The organism is Gemmatimonadota bacterium (genome assembly GCA_016720805.1).
Classification (GTDB): Bacteria; Gemmatimonadota; Gemmatimonadetes; order Gemmatimonadales; family GWC2-71-9; genus Palsa-1233.
On the sequence record JADKJZ010000003.1, the window covers coordinates 61502 to 83509 of the forward strand.

At 68.5% G+C, this 22008-nt stretch carries 22 protein-coding genes; 14 read left to right on the forward strand and 8 right to left on the reverse strand.

Annotated elements, in window-relative coordinates; genetic code table 11:
* Window positions 1-6 precede the first annotated feature (6 nt).
* Window positions 7-2511: a PAS domain-containing protein gene (locus IPP98_04975; GenBank protein MBL0178466.1), complete on the reverse strand. Its 2505-nt coding sequence runs from the start codon at window positions 2509-2511 to the stop codon at window positions 7-9.
* Between the two features lie 113 nt (window positions 2512-2624).
* Between IPP98_04975 and IPP98_04980 the strand changes: the two genes are divergently transcribed.
* The 7 genes from IPP98_04980 (at window position 2625) to IPP98_05010 (ending at window position 10612) form a co-directional block, all read left to right on the forward strand.
* Window positions 2625-3737 (forward strand): alkaline phosphatase family protein, encoded by a 1113-nt coding sequence (locus tag IPP98_04980; protein MBL0178467.1) that lies wholly within the window; start codon window positions 2625-2627, stop codon window positions 3735-3737.
* A complete protein-coding gene (locus tag IPP98_04985; protein MBL0178468.1) occupies window positions 3689-5380 on the forward strand; it encodes a M28 family peptidase in 1692 nt (563 codons plus the stop codon). Before IPP98_04980 ends, IPP98_04985 begins: the two co-directional genes overlap by 49 nt.
* Window positions 5377-6720 carry an alpha-L-fucosidase gene (locus IPP98_04990; protein ID MBL0178469.1) on the forward strand — a complete coding sequence of 448 codons (1344 nt, stop codon included), beginning with the start codon at window positions 5377-5379 and terminating at the stop codon, window positions 6718-6720. The genes IPP98_04985 and IPP98_04990 overlap by 4 nt, the downstream gene beginning before the upstream one ends.
* An 86-nt stretch (window positions 6721-6806) precedes the next feature.
* Window positions 6807-7403 (forward strand): plasmid pRiA4b ORF-3 family protein, encoded by a 597-nt coding sequence (locus IPP98_04995; protein MBL0178470.1) that lies wholly within the window; start codon window positions 6807-6809, stop codon window positions 7401-7403.
* A 123-nt stretch (window positions 7404-7526) separates the two neighbouring features.
* Complete coding sequence (locus IPP98_05000) at window positions 7527-9200, forward strand: amidohydrolase (GenBank protein MBL0178471.1); 1674 nt, start codon at window positions 7527-7529, stop codon at window positions 9198-9200.
* Between the two features lie 116 nt (window positions 9201-9316).
* Window positions 9317-10009, forward strand: coding sequence for an SGNH/GDSL hydrolase family protein (locus tag IPP98_05005; GenBank protein ID MBL0178472.1), 693 nt, complete (start codon window positions 9317-9319; stop codon window positions 10007-10009).
* 66 nt (window positions 10010-10075) lie between these two features.
* On the forward strand, window positions 10076-10612 hold the full coding sequence (locus IPP98_05010) for a hypothetical protein (protein ID MBL0178473.1): 537 nt from the start codon (window positions 10076-10078) through the stop codon (window positions 10610-10612).
* A 56-nt stretch (window positions 10613-10668) separates the two neighbouring features.
* Here the strand turns inward: IPP98_05010 and IPP98_05015 are convergent, their stop codons facing one another.
* From IPP98_05015 to IPP98_05035, 5 genes are all read right to left on the reverse strand, one after another.
* A complete protein-coding gene (locus IPP98_05015; protein MBL0178474.1) occupies window positions 10669-11313 on the reverse strand; it encodes a response regulator transcription factor in 645 nt (214 codons plus the stop codon).
* A gap of 73 nt (window positions 11314-11386) precedes the next feature.
* Window positions 11387-12718: a sensor histidine kinase gene (locus IPP98_05020; GenBank protein MBL0178475.1), complete on the reverse strand. Its 1332-nt coding sequence runs from the start codon at window positions 12716-12718 to the stop codon at window positions 11387-11389.
* Between the two features lie 66 nt (window positions 12719-12784).
* Window positions 12785-12997, reverse strand: coding sequence for a hypothetical protein (locus IPP98_05025; protein ID MBL0178476.1), 213 nt, complete (start codon window positions 12995-12997; stop codon window positions 12785-12787).
* Entirely contained in the window at window positions 12994-13479 is a 486-nt protein-coding gene (locus IPP98_05030) for an OsmC family protein (GenBank protein MBL0178477.1), read from the reverse strand. Before IPP98_05030 ends, IPP98_05025 begins: the two co-directional genes overlap by 4 nt.
* Before the next feature lie 8 nt (window positions 13480-13487).
* Entirely contained in the window at window positions 13488-13889 is a 402-nt protein-coding gene (locus IPP98_05035; GenBank protein MBL0178478.1) for a DUF3224 domain-containing protein, read from the reverse strand.
* Between the two features lie 113 nt (window positions 13890-14002).
* Here IPP98_05035 and IPP98_05040 point away from each other — a divergent pair, with 113 nt between their 5' ends.
* The 7 genes from IPP98_05040 to IPP98_05070 are packed head-to-tail and all read left to right on the forward strand — an operon-like array spanning window position 14003 to window position 21369.
* Window positions 14003-14854 carry a hypothetical protein gene (locus IPP98_05040; protein ID MBL0178479.1) on the forward strand — a complete coding sequence of 284 codons (852 nt, stop codon included), beginning with the start codon at window positions 14003-14005 and terminating at the stop codon, window positions 14852-14854.
* Window positions 14855-14866: 12 nt separating this feature from the next.
* Window positions 14867-15322, forward strand: a complete 456-nt coding sequence (locus IPP98_05045) for a (2Fe-2S)-binding protein (GenBank protein MBL0178480.1) — start codon at window positions 14867-14869, stop codon at window positions 15320-15322.
* Window position 15323: 1 nt separating this feature from the next.
* Window positions 15324-17462, forward strand: coding sequence for a xanthine dehydrogenase family protein molybdopterin-binding subunit (locus IPP98_05050; protein MBL0178481.1), 2139 nt, complete (start codon window positions 15324-15326; stop codon window positions 17460-17462).
* Complete coding sequence (locus IPP98_05055) at window positions 17459-18553, forward strand: ABC transporter ATP-binding protein (protein ID MBL0178482.1); 1095 nt, start codon at window positions 17459-17461, stop codon at window positions 18551-18553. The genes IPP98_05050 and IPP98_05055 overlap by 4 nt, the downstream gene beginning before the upstream one ends.
* A 2-nt stretch (window positions 18554-18555) precedes the next feature.
* Window positions 18556-19425: an ABC transporter permease gene (locus tag IPP98_05060; protein MBL0178483.1), complete on the forward strand. Its 870-nt coding sequence runs from the start codon at window positions 18556-18558 to the stop codon at window positions 19423-19425.
* Window positions 19426-19469: 44 nt separating this feature from the next.
* Window positions 19470-20195, forward strand: coding sequence for an ABC transporter permease (locus tag IPP98_05065; protein ID MBL0178484.1), 726 nt, complete (start codon window positions 19470-19472; stop codon window positions 20193-20195).
* Window positions 20196-20211: 16 nt separating this feature from the next.
* Complete coding sequence (locus IPP98_05070; protein MBL0178485.1) at window positions 20212-21369, forward strand: spermidine/putrescine ABC transporter substrate-binding protein; 1158 nt, start codon at window positions 20212-20214, stop codon at window positions 21367-21369.
* Here IPP98_05070 and IPP98_05075 read toward each other — a convergent pair.
* A complete protein-coding gene (locus tag IPP98_05075; GenBank protein MBL0178486.1) occupies window positions 21353-21730 on the reverse strand; it encodes a PIN domain-containing protein in 378 nt (125 codons plus the stop codon). The two genes, IPP98_05070 and IPP98_05075, sit on opposite strands and share 17 nt — an antisense overlap.
* 30 nt (window positions 21731-21760) lie before the next feature.
* Window positions 21761-21991 carry a ribbon-helix-helix protein, CopG family gene (locus tag IPP98_05080; GenBank protein ID MBL0178487.1) on the reverse strand — a complete coding sequence of 77 codons (231 nt, stop codon included), beginning with the start codon at window positions 21989-21991 and terminating at the stop codon, window positions 21761-21763.
* Between the last annotated feature and the right edge of the window lie 17 nt (window positions 21992-22008).

Below are 22008 nucleotides of genomic sequence, written 5' to 3' on the forward strand. Positions count from 1 at the left end.
GATCGGCTAGTTGGTGGCCGCGAGGACGCTGCGGACGGTGGCCAGCAGCTGGTCGATCATGAAGGGCTTGCTCACAATGGTCACGTCCGCACCGACTCCAGCCCGTTCGCGCGTGAATTCGACCGAATAGCCGGAGGTGAGGATCACCGGCATGGTGGATCCCCCGGCGCGAAGGCTGGCAACGAGATCCCCCCCGCCCAACCCAGGCATCATCATGTCGGTGATCATCAGCGCCAGCGAGCCTCGGTGGGTGGCGATCGCGGCCAGCGCCTCCGCGCCGTCCACCGCCTCGATCACCTCGAAGCCGCTCCGCTCGAGCACCCGCCGCATCACCCGCCGGATCGGCTCCTCATCGTCGACGACCAGGATGCGCTGCACCGTGGCAGAGCCTCCGTCGAGGGGGAGCGGTGCGGGCAGCGTGGGCTGCGGGGCGGCGGGGAGTGGCGCCGCGACATCGTCGCCCGCGCCGGCGCCGGGTAGACGGATGGTGAAGCTGGTGCCCCGGCCCGGTGTGCTCAATGCCGTGATCCGACCGCCGGCACCGGTGATGATACCGAGGCAGGTCGCGAGCCCCAGCCCGGTGCCCTTGCCGGCCTCCTTGGTCGTGAAGAACGGTTCAAAGAGATGCTCCTGCGCCTCGGCGTCCATCCCCATGCCGGTGTCGCGTACGGTGAGCTCCACCCAGCTCCCTCCGTCTTCCGACGGGAGGCGAGTGTTGGCCATGGCGATCGTGAGTGTTCCACCATCGGGCATGGCGTCGCGGCCGTTGATGGCCAGGTTCATCACGACCTGTTCCATCTGACCCCGATCGATCAGCACCGGCGGGAGGTTCTCGGCGAATCGGGTTTCGATCTCGATGTTCTCCCCGATCAACCGTTCGAGCATCGGCAGCAGGCCACGAACCACCTCTGCCAGGTCGACGCGGGCGACCTTTGCGGGTTGCTGGCGGGAAAATCCGAGCAGCTGCCGCGTGAGCAGGACGGCACGCGCTCCGGCGCGTTCTGCTTCCTTCAGGTCGGGCCTGGCCTCATGGTCCGGTGGCAGTGCAGCCTGGGCCAGATCGATCGACGAATTGATGACGGTGAGCAGATTGTTGAAGTCGTGGGCGACCGACCCGGCGAGGCGGCCGACGCTTTCCATCTTCTGTGATTGATGGAACTGGGCTTCAAAGCGGCGCTGCGCGGTGACATCGCGCTTGATGGCGATGAAGTGCGTGACCACGCCATTCGGGTCAGACACCGGGGTGATCGTCTGCTGTTCGACATAGCGGCTCTGGTCCTTGCGGCGGTTGACGAGTTCGCCGCGCCACACCTCGCCACGCAACAGCGTCCCCCACATCTCCTCATAGAACGCCGGATCTTGTGCCCCCGAGCGAAGCAGCACCCGAGGGCTGCTGCCGAGGGCTTCCTCGCGAGTGTAGCCCGAGAGGGTCAGGAAGGCCGGGTTGCACCACTGGATGACGCCGTTTCGGTCGGTGATCACGACGGCGTCGGCGGCCGCATCGAGCGCGACCATCTCGAGGCGGGCGGACAGTTCCGCAGTCTTGCGCTCGGTGATATCGGTGTGGGTGCCGAGGATTCGGCGGGGCCGACCGTCGAGCCCGAGATCGATGCCCCGTCCGAGTGAATGGATCCAGATGAAATCCCCACGGGCCGTACGCTGGCGGAACTCCAACTGGAATTCGAGGCGTCGACCCGCCAGCACATCCTGAAAGTCCGCTTCGATGCGCAAACGATCGTCGGGGTGCATCCGATCCAGCCAGGCCGCTGCCGAAGCGTCGAAGTCGGCGGGATCATGGCCGAGCATGGTGACGTACTCGCGGCTGAGCACTGCGAGGCCAGTGGCTGGATCGAGGTCGAAGGTCCCCTGGCGACCGGCCGCGATGGCGAGGGCGAGCCTGGTCTTCGTCTCCGCAAGGTCCGCGAACTCCCGGTCACGCCGGACGCGGTCGCGCATCAGGAGGCCGAGCAGCATGGTGGCCAGCGGCAAGACCAGCAGCACCGGGGTCATCATGGCGTCCCGGGCTGCGGCGCGATGGTCGGCTGGAAGCAGGGCCGTTCCGAGGAGCGTGCCGACGTTCACCGCCACCCCGAGTGCGAGGAGCTCCGGCCAGCGCAGGTCGGCGAGCTGGTCGCGACGGCGGTGATGCCAAACGATCCCGATGGCTCCGGAGGTGACGATGCTCGCCAGCCCCATCGGCAGCCCCTCACCACCGAGCGCGATCCTGCGCGCGGCCGTCATCAGCATCGCGATCACCGTCGGCACGACGCCAGCATACAATCCGGCGACGCCGAGCAGGACGGCACGGGCGTCGAAGTGGATGCCGGGGGCCTCGTGGTATGGGAGCAACATGAGCGCGATCCCGATGCCCCCAAGCAGGAGCCCGAGCACCGCGTCCCGCCGGAGGCCGGATGCCGGGCGCAGCTTCGCTGTGACCATGTCGTAAATGGCGACCATCGCAAGCAGCAGGACGGCGTTGGCCGCGAGGGCCTTGACGGCGGGCAGGAGCATGCGCTCCTCAGAACCGGGGGTGGAGTGATGCTACTGCGAATACTACCTCATATTCGTCAGGCCGCCAGCATTGGCGCTCTTGTTGGCGGGGCACTTTGGTGCGATCCTCCGGGATGCGCTCCTACCTTGCCCCTTTGGTGCTCCTGCTGGCTGCCTGCGCGGGCGGTTCGCGCGTTGACCCCACCCCGGTGCCAGCGGCTGGGGGAGGCACGGTCCTGCTGATCTCGCTCGACGGCTTCCGCTGGGACTTCCTCGATCGGGCGGTGGCACCGAATCTCCAGGCACTGGCGCGCGGCGGCGTTCGGGCGCAGTGGATGACCCCCGCCTTTCCGTCGCTGACCTTCCCCAATCACTACACGATGGTCACCGGGCTCTACCCGGAGCACCACGGGATCATCGCCAACAACATCCGCGACGCCGCGCTGGGGACGTTCCGGATCTCCGACACGACCGCGGTCCGCAATGCGGGGTGGTGGGGCGGCGAACCGATCTGGCGCACGGTCCAGCGGCAGGGAAAGCATGCGGCGGCCTTCTTCTGGCCGGGTTCAGAAGCGCCGATCGGTGGCGCGATGCCATGGCGATTCATGCGGTTCAACGACGCGTTCCCGAACGCGGCCCGGGTCGACTCGGTGCTCACGTGGCTGTCGCTCCCGACGGGCGAAGCCCCGTCGGTGGTGACCCTGTATTACAGCGACGTCGACCACGCGGGTCATGACGACGGCCCCGACGCGCCCGCAACCGATTCGGCGATCGCCCGCGTCGACTCGATGATCGGCCGCCTGATGGCCGGCCTCGCCGCGCGCAAGCTGACCGACCGGGTGAACGTCATCGTGGTCAGCGATCACGGCATGATTGCGACCTCGGCCGAGCGGGTCATCAAGCTCGACGACTACATCTCCTTGGCCGACGTCGAGGTGGTCGACTGGTCACCCGTCGGCACCCTGATCCCGAAGCCGGGCAAGGAGGAGGCGGTCTACGCGGCGCTCTTCCGCGCACATCCGCAGCTCACGATCTACAAGAAGGGCGAAATTCCCGCGCGCCTCCACTTCAACAGCCATGCGCGGATCACGCCGCTCGTGCTGGTGGCTGATCCGGCTGGACCATCACCACGACCGCGCGCCTCGCGGCACGGCGCCCGAATGCCGGCGGTCACGGCTTCGATCCGGCGGCGCGCGAGATGGGAGCGCTCTTCGTGGCGTCGGGGCCGGCGTTTCGGCAGGGCGTGACCGTCGCGCCGTTCGAGAACATTCATCTCTACAGCCTGATGGCGCACCTCCTCGGGGTCACGCCGGCGCCGAACGACGGCTCGCTCGACAGCGTGCGCACCTTGTTGCGCGGCGCGCCGGAACAAGGGGCATCGGCGGATCGGATTCGCGGTCACTTGATCACGTTGGCCTCCGACGCATACGAAGGCCGGCAGCCCGGCACCCGTGGCGACACCCTGGCGACGCGCTACGTACAGCGTGCGATGGCGTCAGCGGGACTCTCGGCGGGCAGCGCGGATGGCACGTGGTTGCAGTCGGTGTCACTCCTTGGCGTCACACCAGGCGGGACGGTCCGTCGCTGGCAGGACAGCGCGACACGCTCGACATTCGACGCCAGCGATCTCCTGCTCTGGACGCGTGGCTTGGATGGTCCGCGTCGACTCGACGCGGGGGACGTGGTGTTCGTGGGTCATGGCATCGTCACCGCCGACGGACGCTGGGACGACTACAAGGGCGTCGATGTGCGCGGGAAGGTGGTGGTGCTGCTGGGGGGTGTGCCGCAGGCCGCGACGGGGGTGTCGCTCGCGCCTGGGGAACAGCAGCGCACGGCGACCGCGCGCGGTGCGTGGGCCGTGGCGATGATCGTGAATCCCGCCCAGTGGGCCCAGCTCAGCCCCGCCTTCCGCCGCGAGACCGTTCGACTCGCGGGCGACACCAGTGTGGCCGGGACACTCGAAATCCTCGTGCATCCGGATGCCGCGACACGCTTCTTCGGTGACGGCACGGCGCTCGCCGCCGCCCGCAGCGAGGCTGCGGGGGCGAACTTCCGGCCGCGTGCATTGCCGGGCAAGGTGCTCGTCGAGTATCTGCCGCGTCGCCGGGCGGTCGTGTCGCCCAATGTCCTCGGCCTGCTCACGGGCAGCGACCCCGCACTGCGCGATGAGGCGGTGGTGGTCACGGCCCATTGGGATCACTTCGGTCGCAATCCGACGCTGACCGGCGACCAGATCTTCAACGGCGCCTTCGACAACGCGCTGGGCACGGCGAGCATGCTCGAAATGGCCCGGGTGCTCGCGGCGGGCCCGCGACCGAAGCGCAGTGTGCTCTTCATCGCCACCACCGCCGAGGAGTCCGGCCTGCTCGGCGCCACGTGGTACACGCGCCAACCGCGCTTCCCACTGGCCAAGACCGTGGCCGCGGTCAACCTCGATGCCGGCAATCCCTGGGGTCGCACCCGCGACGTCATTGTGCTCGGCGGGGCGCTGTCATCGCTCGACAGCATCTTTGGGGCGGTGGCGGCGGCACAGGGGCGACGCGTGACGCCCGATCCCTATCCGGAGCAGGGCTTCTACCGACGCTCTGATCACTTTGCCTTCGCGCGTGTCGGCATCCCCGCGATGTTCACCGCCACGGGCATGGATTTCGTCGGTCGGCCAGCCGGGTGGGGAAAGGCGTTGTTCGATCGCTACCTCGCCGGCACGTACCACTCACCAAGTGACGAGGTTGGCGGGGACTGGGACCTCCGCGGCGGTGCCGAGGATGTTGATGCACTGGCTGAGACCGTGCGCCGCATCGCGAACGCAGCGGGTCGGCCCAGGTGGAACAATCAGCCGGAAACCGCCTCCTTCCGCGCGGCGCAGGCCGCCCAGGGCAAGACGCCATGACGATCGATCGCCGGCACTTCCTCGCCGCGAGTGCGGCCGCCATCCCTGCCCTGCGCGGGCTGCAGCCGCGACTCACCGTGGCACCGAGCGCCGACCGGATGGCGTGGTGGCGCGAGGCGCGCTTCGGGATGTTCCTGCACTGGGGGCTCTACTCGATCCTCGCCGGGAAGTGGAAGGACGACGATCGGTGGGCCGAGTGGATCCGGCACAACGCGAAGATCCCGATCGACGAATACGATCAGCTGCGGGCGCGCTGGAATCCGACCGGCTTCGATCCGGACCAGTGGGCGCACATGGCGCAACGCGCCGGAATGCGCTACGCCGTGCTCACCACCAAGCACCACGACGGCTTCTGCCTCTTCGACTCGAAGGCGACCGATTTCGACGTGATGCAGACGCCGTCGGCGCGCGACATCTGCCGCGACCTCGCCCCGGCGCTCCGGAAGCGCGGCATTCGCGTGGGGTGGTATCACTCGATCATGGACTGGCATCACCCGGACTACCTGCCGCGCCGCGATTGGGAAGCGGCGACCCGGCCGGCGTCGGAGGCGCAGTTCGCCCGCTACGTCACCTACCTGGAGACGCAGATCGACGAATTGCTGACCAACTACGGCGGCATCGACGTGCTCTGGTTCGATGGCCAGTGGGAGGCGACCTGGACGCACCAGTTGGCGCTCGAGCTGGAGCAGCGGATTCGCCGGCGGGCGCCGCACATCGTCATCAACGACCGGATCAACGGAAGCGGCACGCCGAAAGGCGTCCGGCTGGGTGACTTCGGCACCCCCGAGAACGAGGTGCCGGCGACGGGAACGCCCGAGCGCGATTGGGAATCGTGCATGACGATGAATGAGAACTGGGGCTACAAGGCGAAGGACCAGAACTGGAAATCGCCACAGAAGCTGGTGGAACTGCTGGTGGAGACGGCCTCGAAGGGCGGCAATCTCCTCCTCAACGTGGGCCCGATGGCGGATGGCCGGTTTCCGGCACCTGCGATCGAACGACTCGAGGCGGTTGGCGCATGGATGGCGGTGCATTCATCGGCGATCTACGGCAGCCGGGCCTCACGCTTCGCGAAGCCGGTCGGCTTCCGTGCAACGACGCAGGCACGCCGCTGCAACCTCTTCCTGACGAGCTGGCCCAGCGGGCTGCTGCCGTTGCCGGGGCTGCGAACAATGCCGACGCGGGTGGAGCTCCTGGGAACTCCGGGCGCCGCCGTGCGGGTGGTCGAGCAGGGGGCGGGGCTCGCGCTCGAGGTCCCCGCCACGGCGCCGGCGGGGTTGCTGCCGTGCGTGGTACTGCACTTCGCCGACGACTGGCAGGTGATCACGCCGCGCGGCTGAGGCCCTTCAACCCGTCGGGTTTTTCGAGTAGCTTGCCAAGGTGACTGCTTGCGCGGTTCCCGCACCACCCCGTGCCTGAGGTGACGATGGGATTCTCCGCCCGACCGCGCCTTCGCTTCGGCGATGGCGATGTCTACCAGCTCCGCATCGAATTGGAAGGGATCCTCCCTACGGTCTGGCGCCGCGTGGCGGTGTCGGGTCGTGCCTCGCTCCAGGAGCTGCACGGCATCATTCAGCGGGCGTTCGACCAGGACGACGAGATGTCGTTCGGCTATCGCTTCCTGGTGGATGGGGTCGAGTATCTCGACCCCGATGACGAGCCACGCCGCGGCCACGCCGCCGATGCCATCGCCCTCGAGCAGCTCGGCCTCCTTCCCGGCGCCCGCGTCGAACACGCGGTGGAGCACCACGGCGAAGGATGGCGGCACGTGGTGTCGCTGGAGCAGGTGACGCCGCGCCTCGTGGGTCAGCGCCTGCCGTCCTGCCTCGGCGCGGGACGTGCGGCGCCCCCGGAGCATTGCAGCGGGGCTCCCGAGTACCGGCGCTTGCTCGAAGCGCTGCACGATCCCCTTGACCCCCACGCACGCGACTGGCTGCCGGAGGATTTCGATCCGGCGTACGTCGACGTGGTCGCGATCAATGCGGCGCTGGCGAAGTTGAAGCGGCATCGGCCGGCGGCGTGAACACCAGGGATGATGGATGATAGATGATGGATGATGGATCACCGCTTGCGGGGCCCGATCATCCTGCATTCACAGACTTCATCCATCCTCCATCCTCCATCATCCATCATCCTGCGGTCTCCCATGCGCCGTCTCCTCCCGCTCTGCCTCGCGTTCGTTGCCTGCTCCAAGGCGCCGTCCGTTCCCCCCACCGACCTCGTGCTGCGCAATGCGACCGTCTACACCGGCGATTCGCTGGCGCCGACGGCGACGGCGGTCGCGGTGCAGGACGGCAGGATCGTCTATGTCGGCGACGAGGCCGGGGTCGCCAAGTACATCCGCGAAGGCACCGAGACGATCGACCTCGCGGGGCGCTTCGTCTATCCGGGCTTCGTCGATGCGCACGCGCACTTCACCGGGATCGGCCAGCGTGAGCAGCGGCTGAACCTCGAAGGGACCTCGACCAAGGACGCCTTCCTCGCCAAGGTCGAGGCCGCCGTCGCCAAGGCGAAGCCGGGGGAGTGGGTCACCGGCCGCGGGTGGATCGAGACCTTCTGGACGCCGCCGGTCTTCCCGACACGGCACGATCTCGACAAGATCGCGCCGAACAATCCCGTCGTGCTGACGCGCGCCGACGGCCACGCCTCGGTGGCCAACAGCGCGGCGCTCAAGCTGGCGGGGATCACGGGCATGTCGGTCGCCCCGGCGGGTGGCGCGATCAACCTCGACCCCGATGGCGAGCCGACGGGTATGCTGATCGACGCGGCGCAGGGGCTGCTCCGCGACCTGGTGCCCGAGCCGACCGAGGAGGAACTGGAGCGGGCGCTCGAGTTGGCGAGTGATCGCTCGGTGATGCTCGGCTGGACCGCGCTGCACGACGCGCACGGTTCGTGGCCCGAAGTGGCGCGGATGCGGAAGCTCTTCGGTGAGGGGCGGATCAAGGTCCGGCTCTACAAGACCATCAGCGGCCCGGGCGAGGCCGCCGATTCGCTCATCAAGCTCGGGCCGCTTCCCTCGGAATTCGACGACCACTTCACGCTGCGCGACATCAAGCTGGTGATGGACGGCGCGCTCGGCTCGCGCGGTGCGGCGTTGCTCGCCCCGTACACCGACGACCCCTCGACGACCGGACTGATCACCACCGACACCGTCGCCGTGCGCGACATGCTGCAGCGCGCCCTCAGGGCCGGCGTGCAGGTGGAGATCCACGCGATCGGCGACCGTGGCAATCGCCTCTCGCTCGATCTCTTCGAGGCGGCGTTCAGCGCGGTGCCTGCGACCGAGCGAAAGGTGGCAGCGCCGAGGTGGCGGATCGAGCATGCGCAGATCGTGGCGCCGTCCGACTTGCCGCGGTTCAAGTCGCTCGGGTTGATCGCCTCGATGCAGCCGTCGCACGCGATCGGCGACCTCTTCTTCGTGCCGAGCCGGATCGGCGTGGCCCGCACGTCGGGGGCGTACGCCTGGGAGTCGTTCCTGAAGATGGGCGTGCCGGTGGCGGGCGGCACCGATGCGCCGGTTGAGCGCGGCGAGCCGTTGATCGAGTTCTACGCCGCCGTGGCGCGGAAGTCCCTCGACGGGAAGGACGGTCCGGGCTGGCATCCGGAAGAGAAAGTCAGCCGCCATCAGGCACTGCGGATGTTCACCTGGTTCCCCGCGTTCGCGTCGTTCCAGGAGGATCGGTCGGGGACGATCGCCGTCGGGATGCGCGGCGACTTCACGGTGTTCGACAAGGACATCATGACGATTCCCGAGCCCGAGATCCTCACGACGACGAATGTGCTGACGGTGGTGGGGGGGAAGGTGGTCTTCAAGAAGTAGTCATTAGTCCTTAGACGTTAGACGTTAGACGTGACTAGCGACCAACGACCAACGACCAACGACCTACGACCTACGACCTACGACCTATGACTTACGACCTCCCGAGCGTGCCTGCGATGTCCAACCGTCTCCTGCTGGCGCTTGCTGCCCTCGGAGTGATGATGAGCGATGCCCCGCTGGAGGCGCAGGACTGGGCAGGGCTGAATCGCTATCGCGCGGCCAACGCGGAGCTCGGCCTTCCGACGCCCGGTGAGCAGCGGGTCGTCTTCTTCGGCAACTCGATCACCGAGGGATGGGCACCCTACTTCGCCGCGCAGTTTCCCGGAAAGCCCTACGTCGGCCGCGGGATCAGTGGGCAGACGACACCGCAGATGCTGATCCGGTTTCGGCAGGATGTGGTGGCGCTCAAGCCGGCGGTCGTGGTGATCCTGGCGGGGACCAACGACATCGCCGGCAACACCGGGCCGTCGACCCAGGCGATGATCGCCGACAACCTGATGGGGATGGTGGAGATCGCCCAGGCGAACGGGATCCGGGTGGTCCTCTCTTCGGTGCTCCCCGTCTCGGACTATCCCTGGAAGCCGGGGCTCGAGCCGGGGCCGAAGATCGTCGCGCTCAACGCCTGGATGCGCGAGTACGCTGCGGCCCACCACGAGACCTACCTCGACTATCACTCGGCAATGGTCAACGACAAGCTCGGCCTCAACCCCGACCTCGCCGCGGACGGCGTTCATCCCACGGAGAAGGGGTACCGGGTGATGGCACCACTCGCCGAGGCGGCGATCGCGCGGGCCCTGCGGGCGCAATGACGGGATCTGGCGCGATCCTGCGCAATGCCGGGTAGGATTCCTCATGCCCCGCCGGAGCGCCCCGTCATGTCCGCTGTCAGCAGCCTCAGGATCGGTTCCCGCCAGATCAGCCTCTACCGCTTCACGGGAGAGGTGCTGGATAGCCAGCGTTCCTCCCACACCACGGTGACCAGCCACCAGAACGGGCAGGTCAGCGCCCAGACCGAGCACTACAACCAGGTCTTCCTGCGCGCGTCCGATGGCGAGGAACGCTCGGTCGAGGTCGCGTCGGCCGGCGTCGCGGTGCGGGTGGGCAACATCGTGACGGTCGGGTGGGGGCTGGTGGGGAGCAATGCCACCGGAAGCTACGCGACGGTGTGGAACCAGGACACGAACCAGCTCGGCCACATCGCCAAGGCGATCAACGACACCGCCGGCCCGCCGCTCTACAACATGATGATCATCGTCTTCGTCTTCATCGGGGTGTTCAACGCGATGGGCGTGTTCGCGTTCAATCTCCGCGCGATCTTCTGGGTCGGCCTGACCGCCTTCTTCTTCTGGTGGCTGACCCAGCGGCGGCGGACACTGCGCGCTGCGCTGGAAGCGGTGGTGCGGGGGGGCTGAGGGGGCGACGCATGCGTCGCCCATACCCAATCGGAGCGCAGTGCGAGCGGTTGGGATCAGCCCGCGATGAGGCCTTCCTCCATGGCGAGCTTGGTGAGTCCGGCCACGGTCCGCACGTCGAGCTTGGCCATCAGCGATTCGCGGTGGGTCTCGACGGTCCGGTGGGAGATGCCGAGCCGCGCGGCGATCTCCTTGTTGGTCTCGCCGCCGGCCACGCCGATCAGGACTTCCTTCTCGCGCGGCGTGAGGACATCGGTCGCCGCGGGCTGCGGCGCCGGAGCCCGCAGGGCATCGGTCAGGCGCGCCGCGACGGCGGGCGGGAAGAACTGTTCGCCGTTGAACACGGCACGGACCGCGCGGCGCAGTTCGGCCGGCGGGGAGTCCTTCAGCAGGTAGCCGCGCGCCCCCGACTTCACGCTCTCGAGCACGTACTCCGGCTGGTCGTACATCGAGAGCATCAGCACCTTCGTGCGGCTCCCCTGACGGTGCAGCTCGGCGGCCACCTGCAGGCCTCCCTTCTCCGGCATCGCCACATCCATCACCAGGACGTCGGGCTTCTCCTTCGCCACCAGGCGCAGGGCCTCGTCGCCATTGGCGCCCTCGCCGACGATCACCACCCCCGGCTCGCCCTCGAGCACACGGCGGATGCCCTCGCGAACCACGGCGTGGTCATCGACGACGGCAACTCGGATCTGGGGCATGCGGGGACTCGGGGAACGGGAACGGTGAACGGTAAGCGGAGGGTCATCGAGTGATCGATCAGGGGGGGGTCGATCAACGATCCCCTGACTCACCTGCGGCGGAGGCCGCGTCCCGTTCACCGTTCACCGGTACTTCGACCACCACCGTCACGCCGCTGGCGCCACTCACGTGCACGGTGCCGCCGAGTGCGGTGATCCGCTCGCGCATGCCGGCCAGGCCGAGGTGACCGTCGCGCTCGAAGGCGGCGATGTCACTGCCGGGGGGGAAGCCGCGGCCGTCGTCTGCCACGGTCAGCCGGAGGTTCCTGCCAATGCCGGTCAGCGTGAGGGTGACATGGGACGCCTCGGCATGGCGCACCACGTTGGCCAGCGCCTCCTGGGCGGCGCGGAAGAGCGCCAGTTCGGCGTCGGGGCCAATCCGGGCCAGCGCGTCGTCCAGCTTGGTGGAAATCTGCAGCCGACTGCGCTCCGCCACGTCGTTCGCGAGCGAGCGAATCGCGGGGACGAGGCCGAGGTCGTCGAGCAGGGCGGGGCGGAGGTCGTTGATGACGCGCCGAATCCCGCGGATGCCGCCATCGACCAGGCCGAGGACATGGTCGAGTCGGGCACTGGTGGTGGGGTCGGCACCCTCGCGGAGCATGCCCACCTCGAGCTTCACCGCCGAGAGGGTCTGTGCGGTTTCGTCGTGCAGCTCGCGCGAGAGTCGGCGGCGCTCTCCCTCGTATTGGCCGACGACCCGCCCCTGCAGGCGCGCGAGCTCATCGGTGCGGACGGCGAGCCGTGTGGCGAGTTCGGAGAGCACCATCAGGCCGAAGCCGATGCCGACCGCCAACTCGAAGAGGATGTCGAGATAGTAGCCCCAGGGCTGCCACGCGCCCTTGGCGCGGAGGAACGGATAGTCGAGGTGGTGGAGTCCCCAGAGCCAGAAGGTGACCGCCACGAAGCGGGCACCGCCGGAGTTGTTGCGTCGGGCGTGTTGCCAGAAGACCCACCCGGTGTAGATGGTCACTCCCGAGATCAACAACACCATCGGCAGCGCGACCAACAGGAATTGGTCGAGGCCATTGACCGCGACCCAGGCCCAGCCGACGGGGATCAGGGCGAGCGATGCATACCCGTTGCGCCACGGCAGGTCTCGGGAGAAGACCAGCGCGGCCCAGAGAATCACGAGGGCGACCCAGCCGGTTACGACCTGGTGCCAGAAGAGCCAGGCCAGGTCGCCGCTCCGCAGGAAGCAGATGATGGCGACAAGGCGCAGGAAATAGAGGGCCCAGGCGGCGGCCCACCAGACGAACCAGCGGGCCCGCACGCGCCACCAGAGGACCAGTGCGAAGCTTGCGAGGCCGGCGGTGATGAGCGCCTGGAAGACGGCATCGGCGAGTTCCGAGCCTGCGGCGAGGGGCATGGCGGGTTCCATGCCCAGAAGGTAAGCCGGAATTCGCTCCGTGGCCGGAGTGGTACGGCGTGCGGCCTACAGCGAATCGACCGAGACCGCCTGTTCCCGGGCGCGGCGGGCGGCCGCAGAGTCCTGGAGGCGCATGGCGCCGTTCACGCCGCGCGCGCCGGGGAGTCGGGACTGTCCGATGATGCTGTCCTTCTGGTGCCGCGTCAGCGAGTCGGCGGCCGGCGCGGCGGGCTTGCTGGCGCAGCCGGCCAGCAGCAGGACGAGCAGCAGCGTCTTCATGCATCGCTCCGGGGTGGGAGAGGGGCAGGCTCGCAGCGCACCTCGGTGGTGACCGAGTTGGCGATGAAACAGAGGCGGTGCGCCTCGTGGTGGATCGCCTCGACCTCCGCGTCCGTCGGCTGCACCTCGCCGCCCCACTCGACCGCAGGCCGTAGCGTCACGACCGTCATCACCAATCGTCCCGCCGCGTCCTTCGCCAGCGTTCCCTCGGCGTCATCCCGGTAGCGGTTGACGCGGAAGCCCCGTCCGGCAGCGATGCCGAGAAACCAGAGCAGGTGACATGAGGAGAGCGACGCGACGAAGAGCTCCTCCGGGTCGACGGCCGTGGGGTCTGACATCGGGATCGGCACGATCTGGGTCGACGAGGAGGCCGGCAGCTCGACGCCGCCATCGAAGTGGAGCGTGTGGCGCCTGGAGTAGCGCTGGTCGAGGAAGTCTGCGCCATCTCGCTCCCAGCGGGCGGTGGCGGTATAGCGGCCCATTGTGGCTCCTACGCCTGGTCGAAGGTGTAATCGAAGTGGTAGGAGTGCTTCCCCGCATCGATGTTGATCTGCAGCGTGCCGCTCAGGCCGACCAGCTCGTCAGTTCCGGAATCGGGGACGACCGACACGCTCAGCGACGCGGCGCCCCGGTTCATGATCCCCACATGCGAGAGCATGAAGGTGCCGGTGCGCCCGTGCAGCGAGCCGGTGACCGCCTCCATGGCCACGTACGCCGCCGAGCCGGCCACGGCGGTGCGCCCGGCCAGCATCTGGCCGTTGCTGGTCCCCTCGAGGTCGCCGTGGAAGTGCTTGTCGAGCAGCATCCTGCCGAAGGGACCAGCCGTGGCCGGATCGTCCTGCTGGGGAATGAGCTTGACGTCGAAGGGGCCGCTGGCGTGGAGACGGGGCATGGAGGGTCCGGGTCGTGGGTTGCAGGTCGTGGGTCGTGTGCGGATGATAGTCGGGGGTGATGGCCAGCGGGTCAGACGTTAGATTTGTCGGATCCCCTCCCCGGAGTCAGCCGATGTTCGTCCGCCCCCCGCTCGCGGCGCTTGCCGTCGCATTCCTGCTCGCCGTCCCGCCACTCGCTGCCCAGGCCAATCGTGCCGACTCGCTGCGTACCGCCGGTCAGATGGATGTCGGCGGCCGGCATGCCGAGGCGCGCGCGATCTACCAGGCACTGATCGCGACCGCCCCGGATGCGGCTGCCAAGGCCGCCGCGACCCGCCGACTGGCGATGTCGTACGGCTACGACGCCAACTGTGCCAAGGTGATCGAGCTCGAGGAGCAGGTGATCGCCTACTGGAAGACGCGCCGCGAGGCCGAGCCGCAGAACGCGCACTATCAGGAAGGGGAGATGGCCAACGAGGCAGCCCGTGTCTGCATCGATCACGGCTTTTTCGACGAGGCAGAGCGGATGTACCGGCGTGGCACCGCCCTCGGCAACGCCGAGCCGGCGCCCCGGACGCACCCCGCCTCGCTCTGGGCCTTCCGCGAGGCGCACGCGATGGCACGCGTGGCGGCGCGCCGGGGGAACGCGGCAGAGGCGAAGCACTGGGTCGGTGAGGCGCGCAAGGCACTCGACTCGGATCCGGCAATGGCCAAGGCGCAGGAGCAGTACTTCCCGTATCTCGAGGGCTACGTCGCGCTCTTCACGGGCGACCTCGCCACGGCTCAGACCGAGTTCACCAAGACCGTGGCCGCGATGCCGAACGACCCGTTCCAGCTGGTGCTCCTCGGGATGACGCACGCCAAGATGGGGCATGCCGACGTGGCGAAGGGCTTCTACCAGAAGGCGTACGACATGGCGACTGGCAGCAACCCGCCGGCCGTCTATTCGCGCACGTTCACGAAGAAGGTCCTTGGCCTCCCCTGATCGGAGCACACCATGTCGGGTTTCCAGCTCAAGGTGAATGGCACCTCGCACACGGTGGATGTGGCCGATGATACGCCGCTGCTCTGGGTGCTGCGCGATGCACTTGGATTGACCGGGACCAAGTTCGGGTGCGGGATCGGGGAGTGCGGGGCCTGCACGGTGCATCTCGACGGCGTGGCCACGCGCTCCTGCTCGCTGCCGGTGAGCGCGCTGGGCGGGAAGGCGATCACCACGATCGAGGGGCTCTCAACCGACCGGAGCCACGCGGTGCAGCAAGCGTGGATCGCAGAGGACGTGCCGCAGTGCGGCTATTGCCAGTCGGGGCAGATCATGGCCGTGGCGGCCCTGCTGACCAAGACCCCCAAGCCCACCGATGCCGACATCGACACCGCGATCACCAACATCTGTCGCTGCGGGACGTATCCGCGGATGCGGGCCGCGATCCATCGCGCCGCCGGGGAGGCGTGAGATGACCACACCACGCCGCGTTTCGCGCCGCGAGTTCTTCCAGACCACGGGGGCCGCTGGTGTCGGCCTGCTGATCGGCTTCTCGCTGCAGTCGTGCGCGCCCGGCGAGAAGCTGGTCGCCGGCCCGCCCGTGCCGCTCACCGCGTGGCTGCGGATCACGCCGGATGACAAGATCACGATCCTGGTTGACCGATCGGAGATGGGGCAGGGCGTTGCCACGGCGTTGCCGATGATCCTCGCCGAGGAACTCGAAATCGACGTGTCGCGCATCGCCGTCGAGTTTGCGCCGCCTGGCGACAGGGCCTACATCAACCCGGACTTCGGGATGCAGGGCACCGGCGGCAGCAGCAGTGTGCGCGAGGGTTGGCTCCCGTTGCGGACCGCCGGGGCGCAGGCGCGCGAGATGCTGATCGCGGCCGCGGCAGCGGAATGGAAGGTCGCGCCGGGTGAATGCCGCGCCGAGGGCGGTGCGGTGATCCACACCGGCAGCAAGCGCACGCGCCGCTACGGCGCGCTGGTCACGGCGGCAGCCGCGCTCCCCGTGCCGGCCAACGTCACGCTGAAGGATGCCAAGGCGTGGAAGGTGATCGGCACGCGCGCGAAGCGCAGCGACACCCCGATGAAGGTTGATGGCAGCGCGGTGTACGGTATTGACGTGAAGGTGCCCGGGATGCTGGTGGCGGTGGTGGCCCGTCCGCCGGTGTTTGGCGGGAAAGTGGCGCACTTCGACGCCGCCAAGGCGAAGGCCGTGCCGGGTGTCCGCGATGTGGTGCAGATCTCGAGCGGGGTTGCGGTCGTCGCCGACGGCTACTGGCCGGCGCACCAAGGTCGGGCCGCGCTCGACGTGACGTGGACGGATGGTCCGACGGCCGCGGTGTCGAGTGCCAGCATCGCGGCGCTTCTCGAGGCCCGCGCCGCCCGCCCCGGGGCCCAGGCGCGGCACGACGGCCGCACCGACGCCGCGCCGGCGGGCAGCACCATGCTCGACGCCACCTACCGGATGCCGTACCTGGCCCACGCCACGATGGAGCCGATGAACTGCACCGCCCACGTCCGGGCCGATGGCGTGGAGATCTGGGCGCCGACGCAGCTGCAGACGGCCGTGCAGATGACCGGTGCGGCGATCGGCGGCGTACCGGCCGAGAAGGTCGTCGTGCACACCACCTACCTGGGCGGCGGCTTCGGACGACGCGTGGAGCAGGACTTCGTGGTGGAGGCACTGGAAACGTCGAAGGCGATGAAGGCGCCGGTCAAGGTGATCTGGTCGCGCGAGGACGACATGCAGCATGACTTCTACCGCGCCGCGTCGCATCATCAGTTCCGTGGTGGCCTCGATGCCGCCGGGAAGCCGGTTCTCTGGACCCATCGGGTCGCGACCTCGTCCTCGATGATCCGCTTCTTCCCGGAGAGCGTGAAGGACGGCCTCGACCTGGAAGTCGTCGAGGGGGCGATGGCGATGCCGTATGCCATCTCGAATGTCCATGTCGACTGCATCCTGGTCGACGCCGGCATTCCGGTCGGCTTCTGGCGTTCGGTGAACAACTCCTACAACGGCTTTGCGGTCGAGACGTTCATCGACGAGCTGGCGCACCTCGCCAAGCAGGACCCGTGCGAGTATCGCCGCAGCCTCCTGACCGCAGCACCGCGGCATCTCGCGGTGCTGAACCTCGCCGCCGAGAAGGCGGGCTGGGGCACGCCGCTGCCGGCGGGCCGGGCGCGTGGCATCTCGGTGTACAAGTCGTTCCAGACGTATGTGGCCGAGGTCGCGGAGGTCTCGGTGGCGGCCGACGGGACGCCGACCGTCCACCGGGTCGTCTGCGCCGTGGACTGTGGCCAGGTCGTGAACCCGATGATTGTCGAGCAGCAGATCGAGGGATCGATCGTCATGGGACTCACGGCGGCCCTCTGGGGCGAGATCACCATCGATCGGGGTCGGGTGGTGCAGGGCAACTTCGACACCCACCGCATGATGCGACTCAAGGAGATGCCGATCGTCGAGGTGCACATCCTCCCCAGCACCGAGAAGCCGACCGGTGTCGGCGAGCCCGCCACGCCCGGCATCGCGCCAGCGGTGGGCAATGCCATCTTCGCACTGACGGGGAAGCGCATCCGCACGCTACCGATCGGCAAGGTGGTGTGACGACGCAGTCCCCGCCGGTCCTCTCCCTCGACGCCGTCTCCCGTCGCTTCGGCAGCACCGTGGCGGTCGACGGCGTCTCGCTTGCCGTGGCACCGGGAGAATTCTTCTCGCTCCTCGGCCCATCGGGATGCGGCAAGACCACCACGCTGCGCCTGATTGCCGGCTTCGAGCACCCCGATGCCGGGCGGGTGCAGATGCTCGGCGAGGACGTCACTTCGCGTCGGCCGTACGAGCGGCCGATCGGGATGGTCTTCCAGAGCTACGCGATCTTTCCCCACTTGAGCGTCGCCGGCAACGTGGCCTTCGGGCTTGAGGAGCGGCGTGTCCCGAAGGGCGAGGTGGCAGGTCGCGTCGCGCGCGCACTCGAACTGGTGCGACTGGCCCCGAGTGAGTTCGCCCATCGACGCCCCGCCGAGCTCTCGGGCGGCCAGCGTCAGCGCGTGGCCCTCGCGCGTGCCCTGGTGCTGGAACCGCCGATCCTCCTCCTCGATGAACCGCTCGCCGCCCTCGACCTGCAGCTCCGCAAGGAGATGCAGCTCGAGCTCAAGGCGCTCAACCGTCGACTCGGCATCACCTTCATCCTCGTCACGCACGACCAGGAAGAGGCGCTGGTGATGTCGGATCGGATCGCGGTGATGCATGCCGGACGCGTCGAGCAGCTCGGGACGCCGGCCGAGATCTACGAGGCGCCGCGGACCGCGTTCGTGGCGGAGTTCATCGGGGAGGCGAATTTCTTTGCAGGGGCGGTGGAGGAGGGTGACACCGTGCGGCAGCAGGATGGCTTCACCTGGCGGCTACCGGCCGGGGCACGGGTGAGGGGTGAGGGGGTGCGGATTGCCGTGCGGCCCGAGTGGCTGGACGTGCATCGCCCCGGAGAGAGTCCTGCCGGTGAGAATGTCCTTCGCGGCACGGTGCGTGAGACGATTTTTCTTGGCGAGACGCTGCACGTGCTGGTGGTCCTCGGAGACGGTCAGGTGGTGCGCGTGGCGCTCCGCAACGAAGGGTTGCTGACCAAGCCGCTGCCGTGGGCCGCTGGCGAGGCCGTCGAGGTGGCGTGGCACCCGGATGATGCCCAGGTGCTCGAGGCATGAGCATGCGCAGGCGGTTGCTCGGCGCGCTGCATCGCGTCCCGGCGCTCGAGGCGACGGCGGCGCTCCTTCCCGCGGCCGGATGGATGCTGCTCTGGTTCGGCGTGCCGATCGCGATCATGGCGACCTATGCCTTCCGGCCTCGCCATCTGCTCGGCGGCGTCTACCCCGGGTGGACCACGAGCTCCGTGGCGCGCCTGCTCGATCCGCTCTACCTCACGATCCTCTCCAAGTCGCTGCTGATCGCCGCAGTCGCCACGCTGCTGACGCTGCTGCTCGCCTATCCGATTGCGCTGGTGATCGCGCGCGCCACGCGATGGCGCTCGCTGCTGTTGCTGCTGGTGGTGCTGCCGTTCTGGACCTCGTTCCTCGTGCGCACCTACGCGACGGTCTTCCTGCTGCGGGATACCGGCCCGCTCAACCAGCTGCTGATGGCGCTCGGGATCGTCACGGAGCCGATTCCGCTGCTCTACACCACCGGCGCCGTGCTCTTCGGTCTGGTCACGTGCAGCATTCCGTTCGCGGTGCTGCCGATCTATGCCTCGCTCGAGAAGCTCGACCCCGTGCTCCTCGAGGCCGCGGAGGCGCTGGGCGCAACGGAATGGCGGCGGTTCGTGCGGGTCACCTGGCCGCTCACGTTGCCGGGCGTGATCGCCGGCGCGCTGCTGGTCTTCATCCCGACCCTCGGCTCGTTCCTCACGTCGGACCTGTTGGGCGGTGCGAAGGTGGTGCTGATCGGCAACCTGATCCAGAACCAGTTCACCTCGGGCCGCAACTGGCCGTTCGGTTCGGCGCTGGCCTTCCTGTTGATGGCGGTGGTGCTGGTCGGGATGCTGGTGCGACTGCGCTGGGCGCGCGACGAGTCGCTGGCGTGAATCGTCGCCTCGTGGCAACGGTCGCCGGCCTCGGCCTGCTGGCGATGCACTTGCCGCTGCTGCTGCTGATGGCGTGGAGCTTCAATGCGTCGCGCACCGGGGCGCGCTGGGATGGCTTCACGCTCGGCTGGTATGCCCGATTGCTCGATCGCCCCGACCTGCTCCGCGCGCTCTGGACCTCGGTCGTGGTCGGCACGATCTCGACGCTGCTCGCCACTGCGCTCGGGACCGGCGCCGCGCTCGCACTCGCACGTGGCCGATTCCGAGGCCGGGCACTCTTCGAGGCGCTGCTCGCGGTGCCGATCGTCACGCCAGAAATCGTCGCCGGCATTTCGCTGCTGATCCTGGTGACTGGCCTGGGGATGCCGCTCGGCCTGCTCACCGTGATCATCGCGCACACGACCTTCTCGCTGCCGTTCACCACGCTGGTCGTGCTGGCGCGGCTCCGCGGCATGGACACCGCACTCGAGGAGGCGGCGCTCACGCTTGGCGCCGACGAGTGGACCGCCTTCCGCCGCGTGACGCTGCCCCTGCTGATGCCCGGGGTGATCGGCGCAGCGCTGCTGGCGTTCACGCTCTCGTTCGACGATTTCGTCATCACCTTCTTCACCGCCGGGCCGGGAACCACCACGCTGCCGCTGATGGTGTACTCGATGGTGCGGCGGACGGTGGAGCCAAGCGTGAATGCGATCTCCACGCTGCTGGTGGTGGGGACGACGGCGTTGCTGATCGTCGCGGCTCGACTAGGGGGGCTGGGGCCCCGGCGGTGAGGGTGAAGAGTGAGGGGTGCGCCGGGACAAGGGCGCAGCACGCTGCGCCCGTACGACCATTCCGCGCCGCGAATTCCTGCTGCATTGCGCCCAGCTGGGGCTGTCGGCATCGACGGCGTCGCTCCTGCTGGGGTGCATCACCAAGCGGACGCCGCCGCCGAGCGATGAAGCGGCGGCGTCTGCGGCGGGGCCGCTCGAGCGCGAGCTGCGGATCTTCAACTGGTCCGACTACATCGGCCGCACGACAGTGGCGGACTTCGAGCGCGAGTTCGGCGTCCGGGTCTCGTACGACACCTACGAGAGCAACGAGGAGCTGCTGGCCAAGCTGGTGGCGGGAGGCGGTGGCTACGACATCATCTGTCCGACCGGATACCTCGTGCCGTTGCTGGCCGAGGCCGGGATGCTGCAACCGCTCGACCACGGTGTGCTGAGCAACTGGAGCAACCTGTTGCCACTGTTCGCCGGGCAGGGGGTCGACGCGGGAGGCCGGTACGCGATGCCGTATCAATGGGGGATGACCGGCGTCGCGTACCGGACCGATCTGGTCGCCGCGCCACCCGAGAGCTGGGGCGCGTTCGCCGATGCGGCGCTGCACGGCCGCTCCACGATGCTGGACGACGGGCGCGAAGTCCTGGGCGCGATGCTGCGGTGGCGCGGCGAGTCGCTCAACGCCACCGAGCCCGCGCTCCTCGAGGCGGCGCGGCAGGACGCGCTGGCGATCAAGCCGAATCTGCGCGCCTACATCTCCGCGCCGGTGAAGGGGCAGTTGATCAGCGGCGACATTTCGGTGGCGCAGCTGTACTTGAGCGACGCCCGGATGGCGCGCGGCGAGGAATCGCGGGTGGCGTTCACCGTGCCGAAGGAAGGCTCAACGCTCTACGCCGACTACTTCGCGATCCCGCGCGATGCGCCGAATCGGCGTGCGGCGCACGCCTTCCTGAACTACGTGTTGCGAGCAGATGTTGGGGCGGCGATCAGCAACGAAGGGGGCGGCGCCTCACCGAATGGCGCCGCGCTGCCGCTCCTGACCGACCCGGTGCCGCCACCGGACGCGGCGCTGCAGGCGCGGCTGGAATTCCAGCGCGACCTCGGCGCGGCGACCGACCTGTGGGACCGGATGGACGGAGGTGAAGGCGGGGTAGTCGTTGCCGCGCGTGTCACGGCACCAGGGTGATGGTGCGGCGATCGAGCGGTCGGAGCACGCTGAAGTGCCGACGGTCGGTGGTCAGGATCTCTCGGGCGCCGAGCCGTTCGGCCGTCGCGAGCACCGTCGCGTCGACGAAGCCGAGCGGAAGGTCGGCATACTCCCGCATCAGCGCGGTGGCCCGCGCGACGTCCTCGGCCTCGAGTGGTTCGGTGATGAACTCCCCCTCGGCGACCGCGCGAATGAACGCCTGCTCGGCCGCCGAGCTGATGCGGGTCTGGAGCAGATAGCTGACTTCAGGCAGCACGGTGACCGGAACGACCACGTGCCGTGGTTCCGCACCCCACCACCCCACCACCCGTTGATGCCACGCGTCTCCCTTGTCAATCAGGGCATAGAGTGGCCCGGTCGGCGACGGTGGTCACGCGTGCGGATCGGGCCAGAGGAGCTCATCGACGCGTTCAGCCGTGTCACGGTGTTCGCTGGTGAACTGACCGGCGATCGCGGGGAGCGCAGTGCCCGACACCGGGGCATCGAGGTACCGGCTTACGGCTTCGCGGACGAGCATGGCCGCGCTGACCCCCTGCCGCTGGGCGGTCCGCTGCAGCCGCTGGAGGGTCTGTTCGTCGAGGAAGATGGTGGTCCGCTTCATGGCATACATGGTACAGC

What these genes read in the sequence shown, in the direction of transcription:
- IPP98_04985 (MBL0178468.1), top strand. Translation starts at nt 3,689, where the DNA reads ATGGGAGCGCTCTTCGTGGCGTCGGGGCCGGCGTTTCGGCAGGGCGTG.
- IPP98_05035 (MBL0178478.1), bottom strand. Translation starts at nt 13,889, where the DNA reads ATGCCCCGTCTCCACGCCAGCGGCCCCTTCGACGTCAAGCTCATTCCC.
- IPP98_05015 (MBL0178474.1), bottom strand. Translation starts at nt 11,313, where the DNA reads ATGCCCCAGATCCGAGTTGCCGTCGTCGATGACCACGCCGTGGTTCGC.
- IPP98_05000 (MBL0178471.1), top strand. Translation starts at nt 7,527, where the DNA reads ATGCGCCGTCTCCTCCCGCTCTGCCTCGCGTTCGTTGCCTGCTCCAAG.
- IPP98_05045 (MBL0178480.1), top strand. Translation starts at nt 14,867, where the DNA reads ATGTCGGGTTTCCAGCTCAAGGTGAATGGCACCTCGCACACGGTGGAT.
- IPP98_05005 (MBL0178472.1), top strand. Translation starts at nt 9,317, where the DNA reads ATGTCCAACCGTCTCCTGCTGGCGCTTGCTGCCCTCGGAGTGATGATG.
- IPP98_05040 (MBL0178479.1), top strand. Translation starts at nt 14,003, where the DNA reads ATGTTCGTCCGCCCCCCGCTCGCGGCGCTTGCCGTCGCATTCCTGCTC.
- IPP98_04990 (MBL0178469.1), top strand. Translation starts at nt 5,377, where the DNA reads ATGACGATCGATCGCCGGCACTTCCTCGCCGCGAGTGCGGCCGCCATC.
- IPP98_05010 (MBL0178473.1), top strand. Translation starts at nt 10,076, where the DNA reads ATGTCCGCTGTCAGCAGCCTCAGGATCGGTTCCCGCCAGATCAGCCTC.
- IPP98_05030 (MBL0178477.1), bottom strand. Translation starts at nt 13,479, where the DNA reads ATGGGCCGCTATACCGCCACCGCCCGCTGGGAGCGAGATGGCGCAGAC.
- IPP98_05065 (MBL0178484.1), top strand. Translation starts at nt 19,470, where the DNA reads ATGCACTTGCCGCTGCTGCTGCTGATGGCGTGGAGCTTCAATGCGTCG.
- IPP98_05060 (MBL0178483.1), top strand. Translation starts at nt 18,556, where the DNA reads ATGCGCAGGCGGTTGCTCGGCGCGCTGCATCGCGTCCCGGCGCTCGAG.
- IPP98_05025 (MBL0178476.1), bottom strand. Translation starts at nt 12,997, where the DNA reads ATGAAGACGCTGCTGCTCGTCCTGCTGCTGGCCGGCTGCGCCAGCAAG.
- IPP98_04980 (MBL0178467.1), top strand. Translation starts at nt 2,625, where the DNA reads ATGCGCTCCTACCTTGCCCCTTTGGTGCTCCTGCTGGCTGCCTGCGCG.
- IPP98_04995 (MBL0178470.1), top strand. Translation starts at nt 6,807, where the DNA reads ATGGGATTCTCCGCCCGACCGCGCCTTCGCTTCGGCGATGGCGATGTC.
- IPP98_05080 (MBL0178487.1), bottom strand. Translation starts at nt 21,991, where the DNA reads ATGAAGCGGACCACCATCTTCCTCGACGAACAGACCCTCCAGCGGCTG.
- IPP98_04975 (MBL0178466.1), bottom strand. Translation starts at nt 2,511, where the DNA reads ATGCTCCTGCCCGCCGTCAAGGCCCTCGCGGCCAACGCCGTCCTGCTG.
- IPP98_05020 (MBL0178475.1), bottom strand. Translation starts at nt 12,718, where the DNA reads ATGCCCCTCGCCGCAGGCTCGGAACTCGCCGATGCCGTCTTCCAGGCG.
- IPP98_05050 (MBL0178481.1), top strand. Translation starts at nt 15,324, where the DNA reads ATGACCACACCACGCCGCGTTTCGCGCCGCGAGTTCTTCCAGACCACG.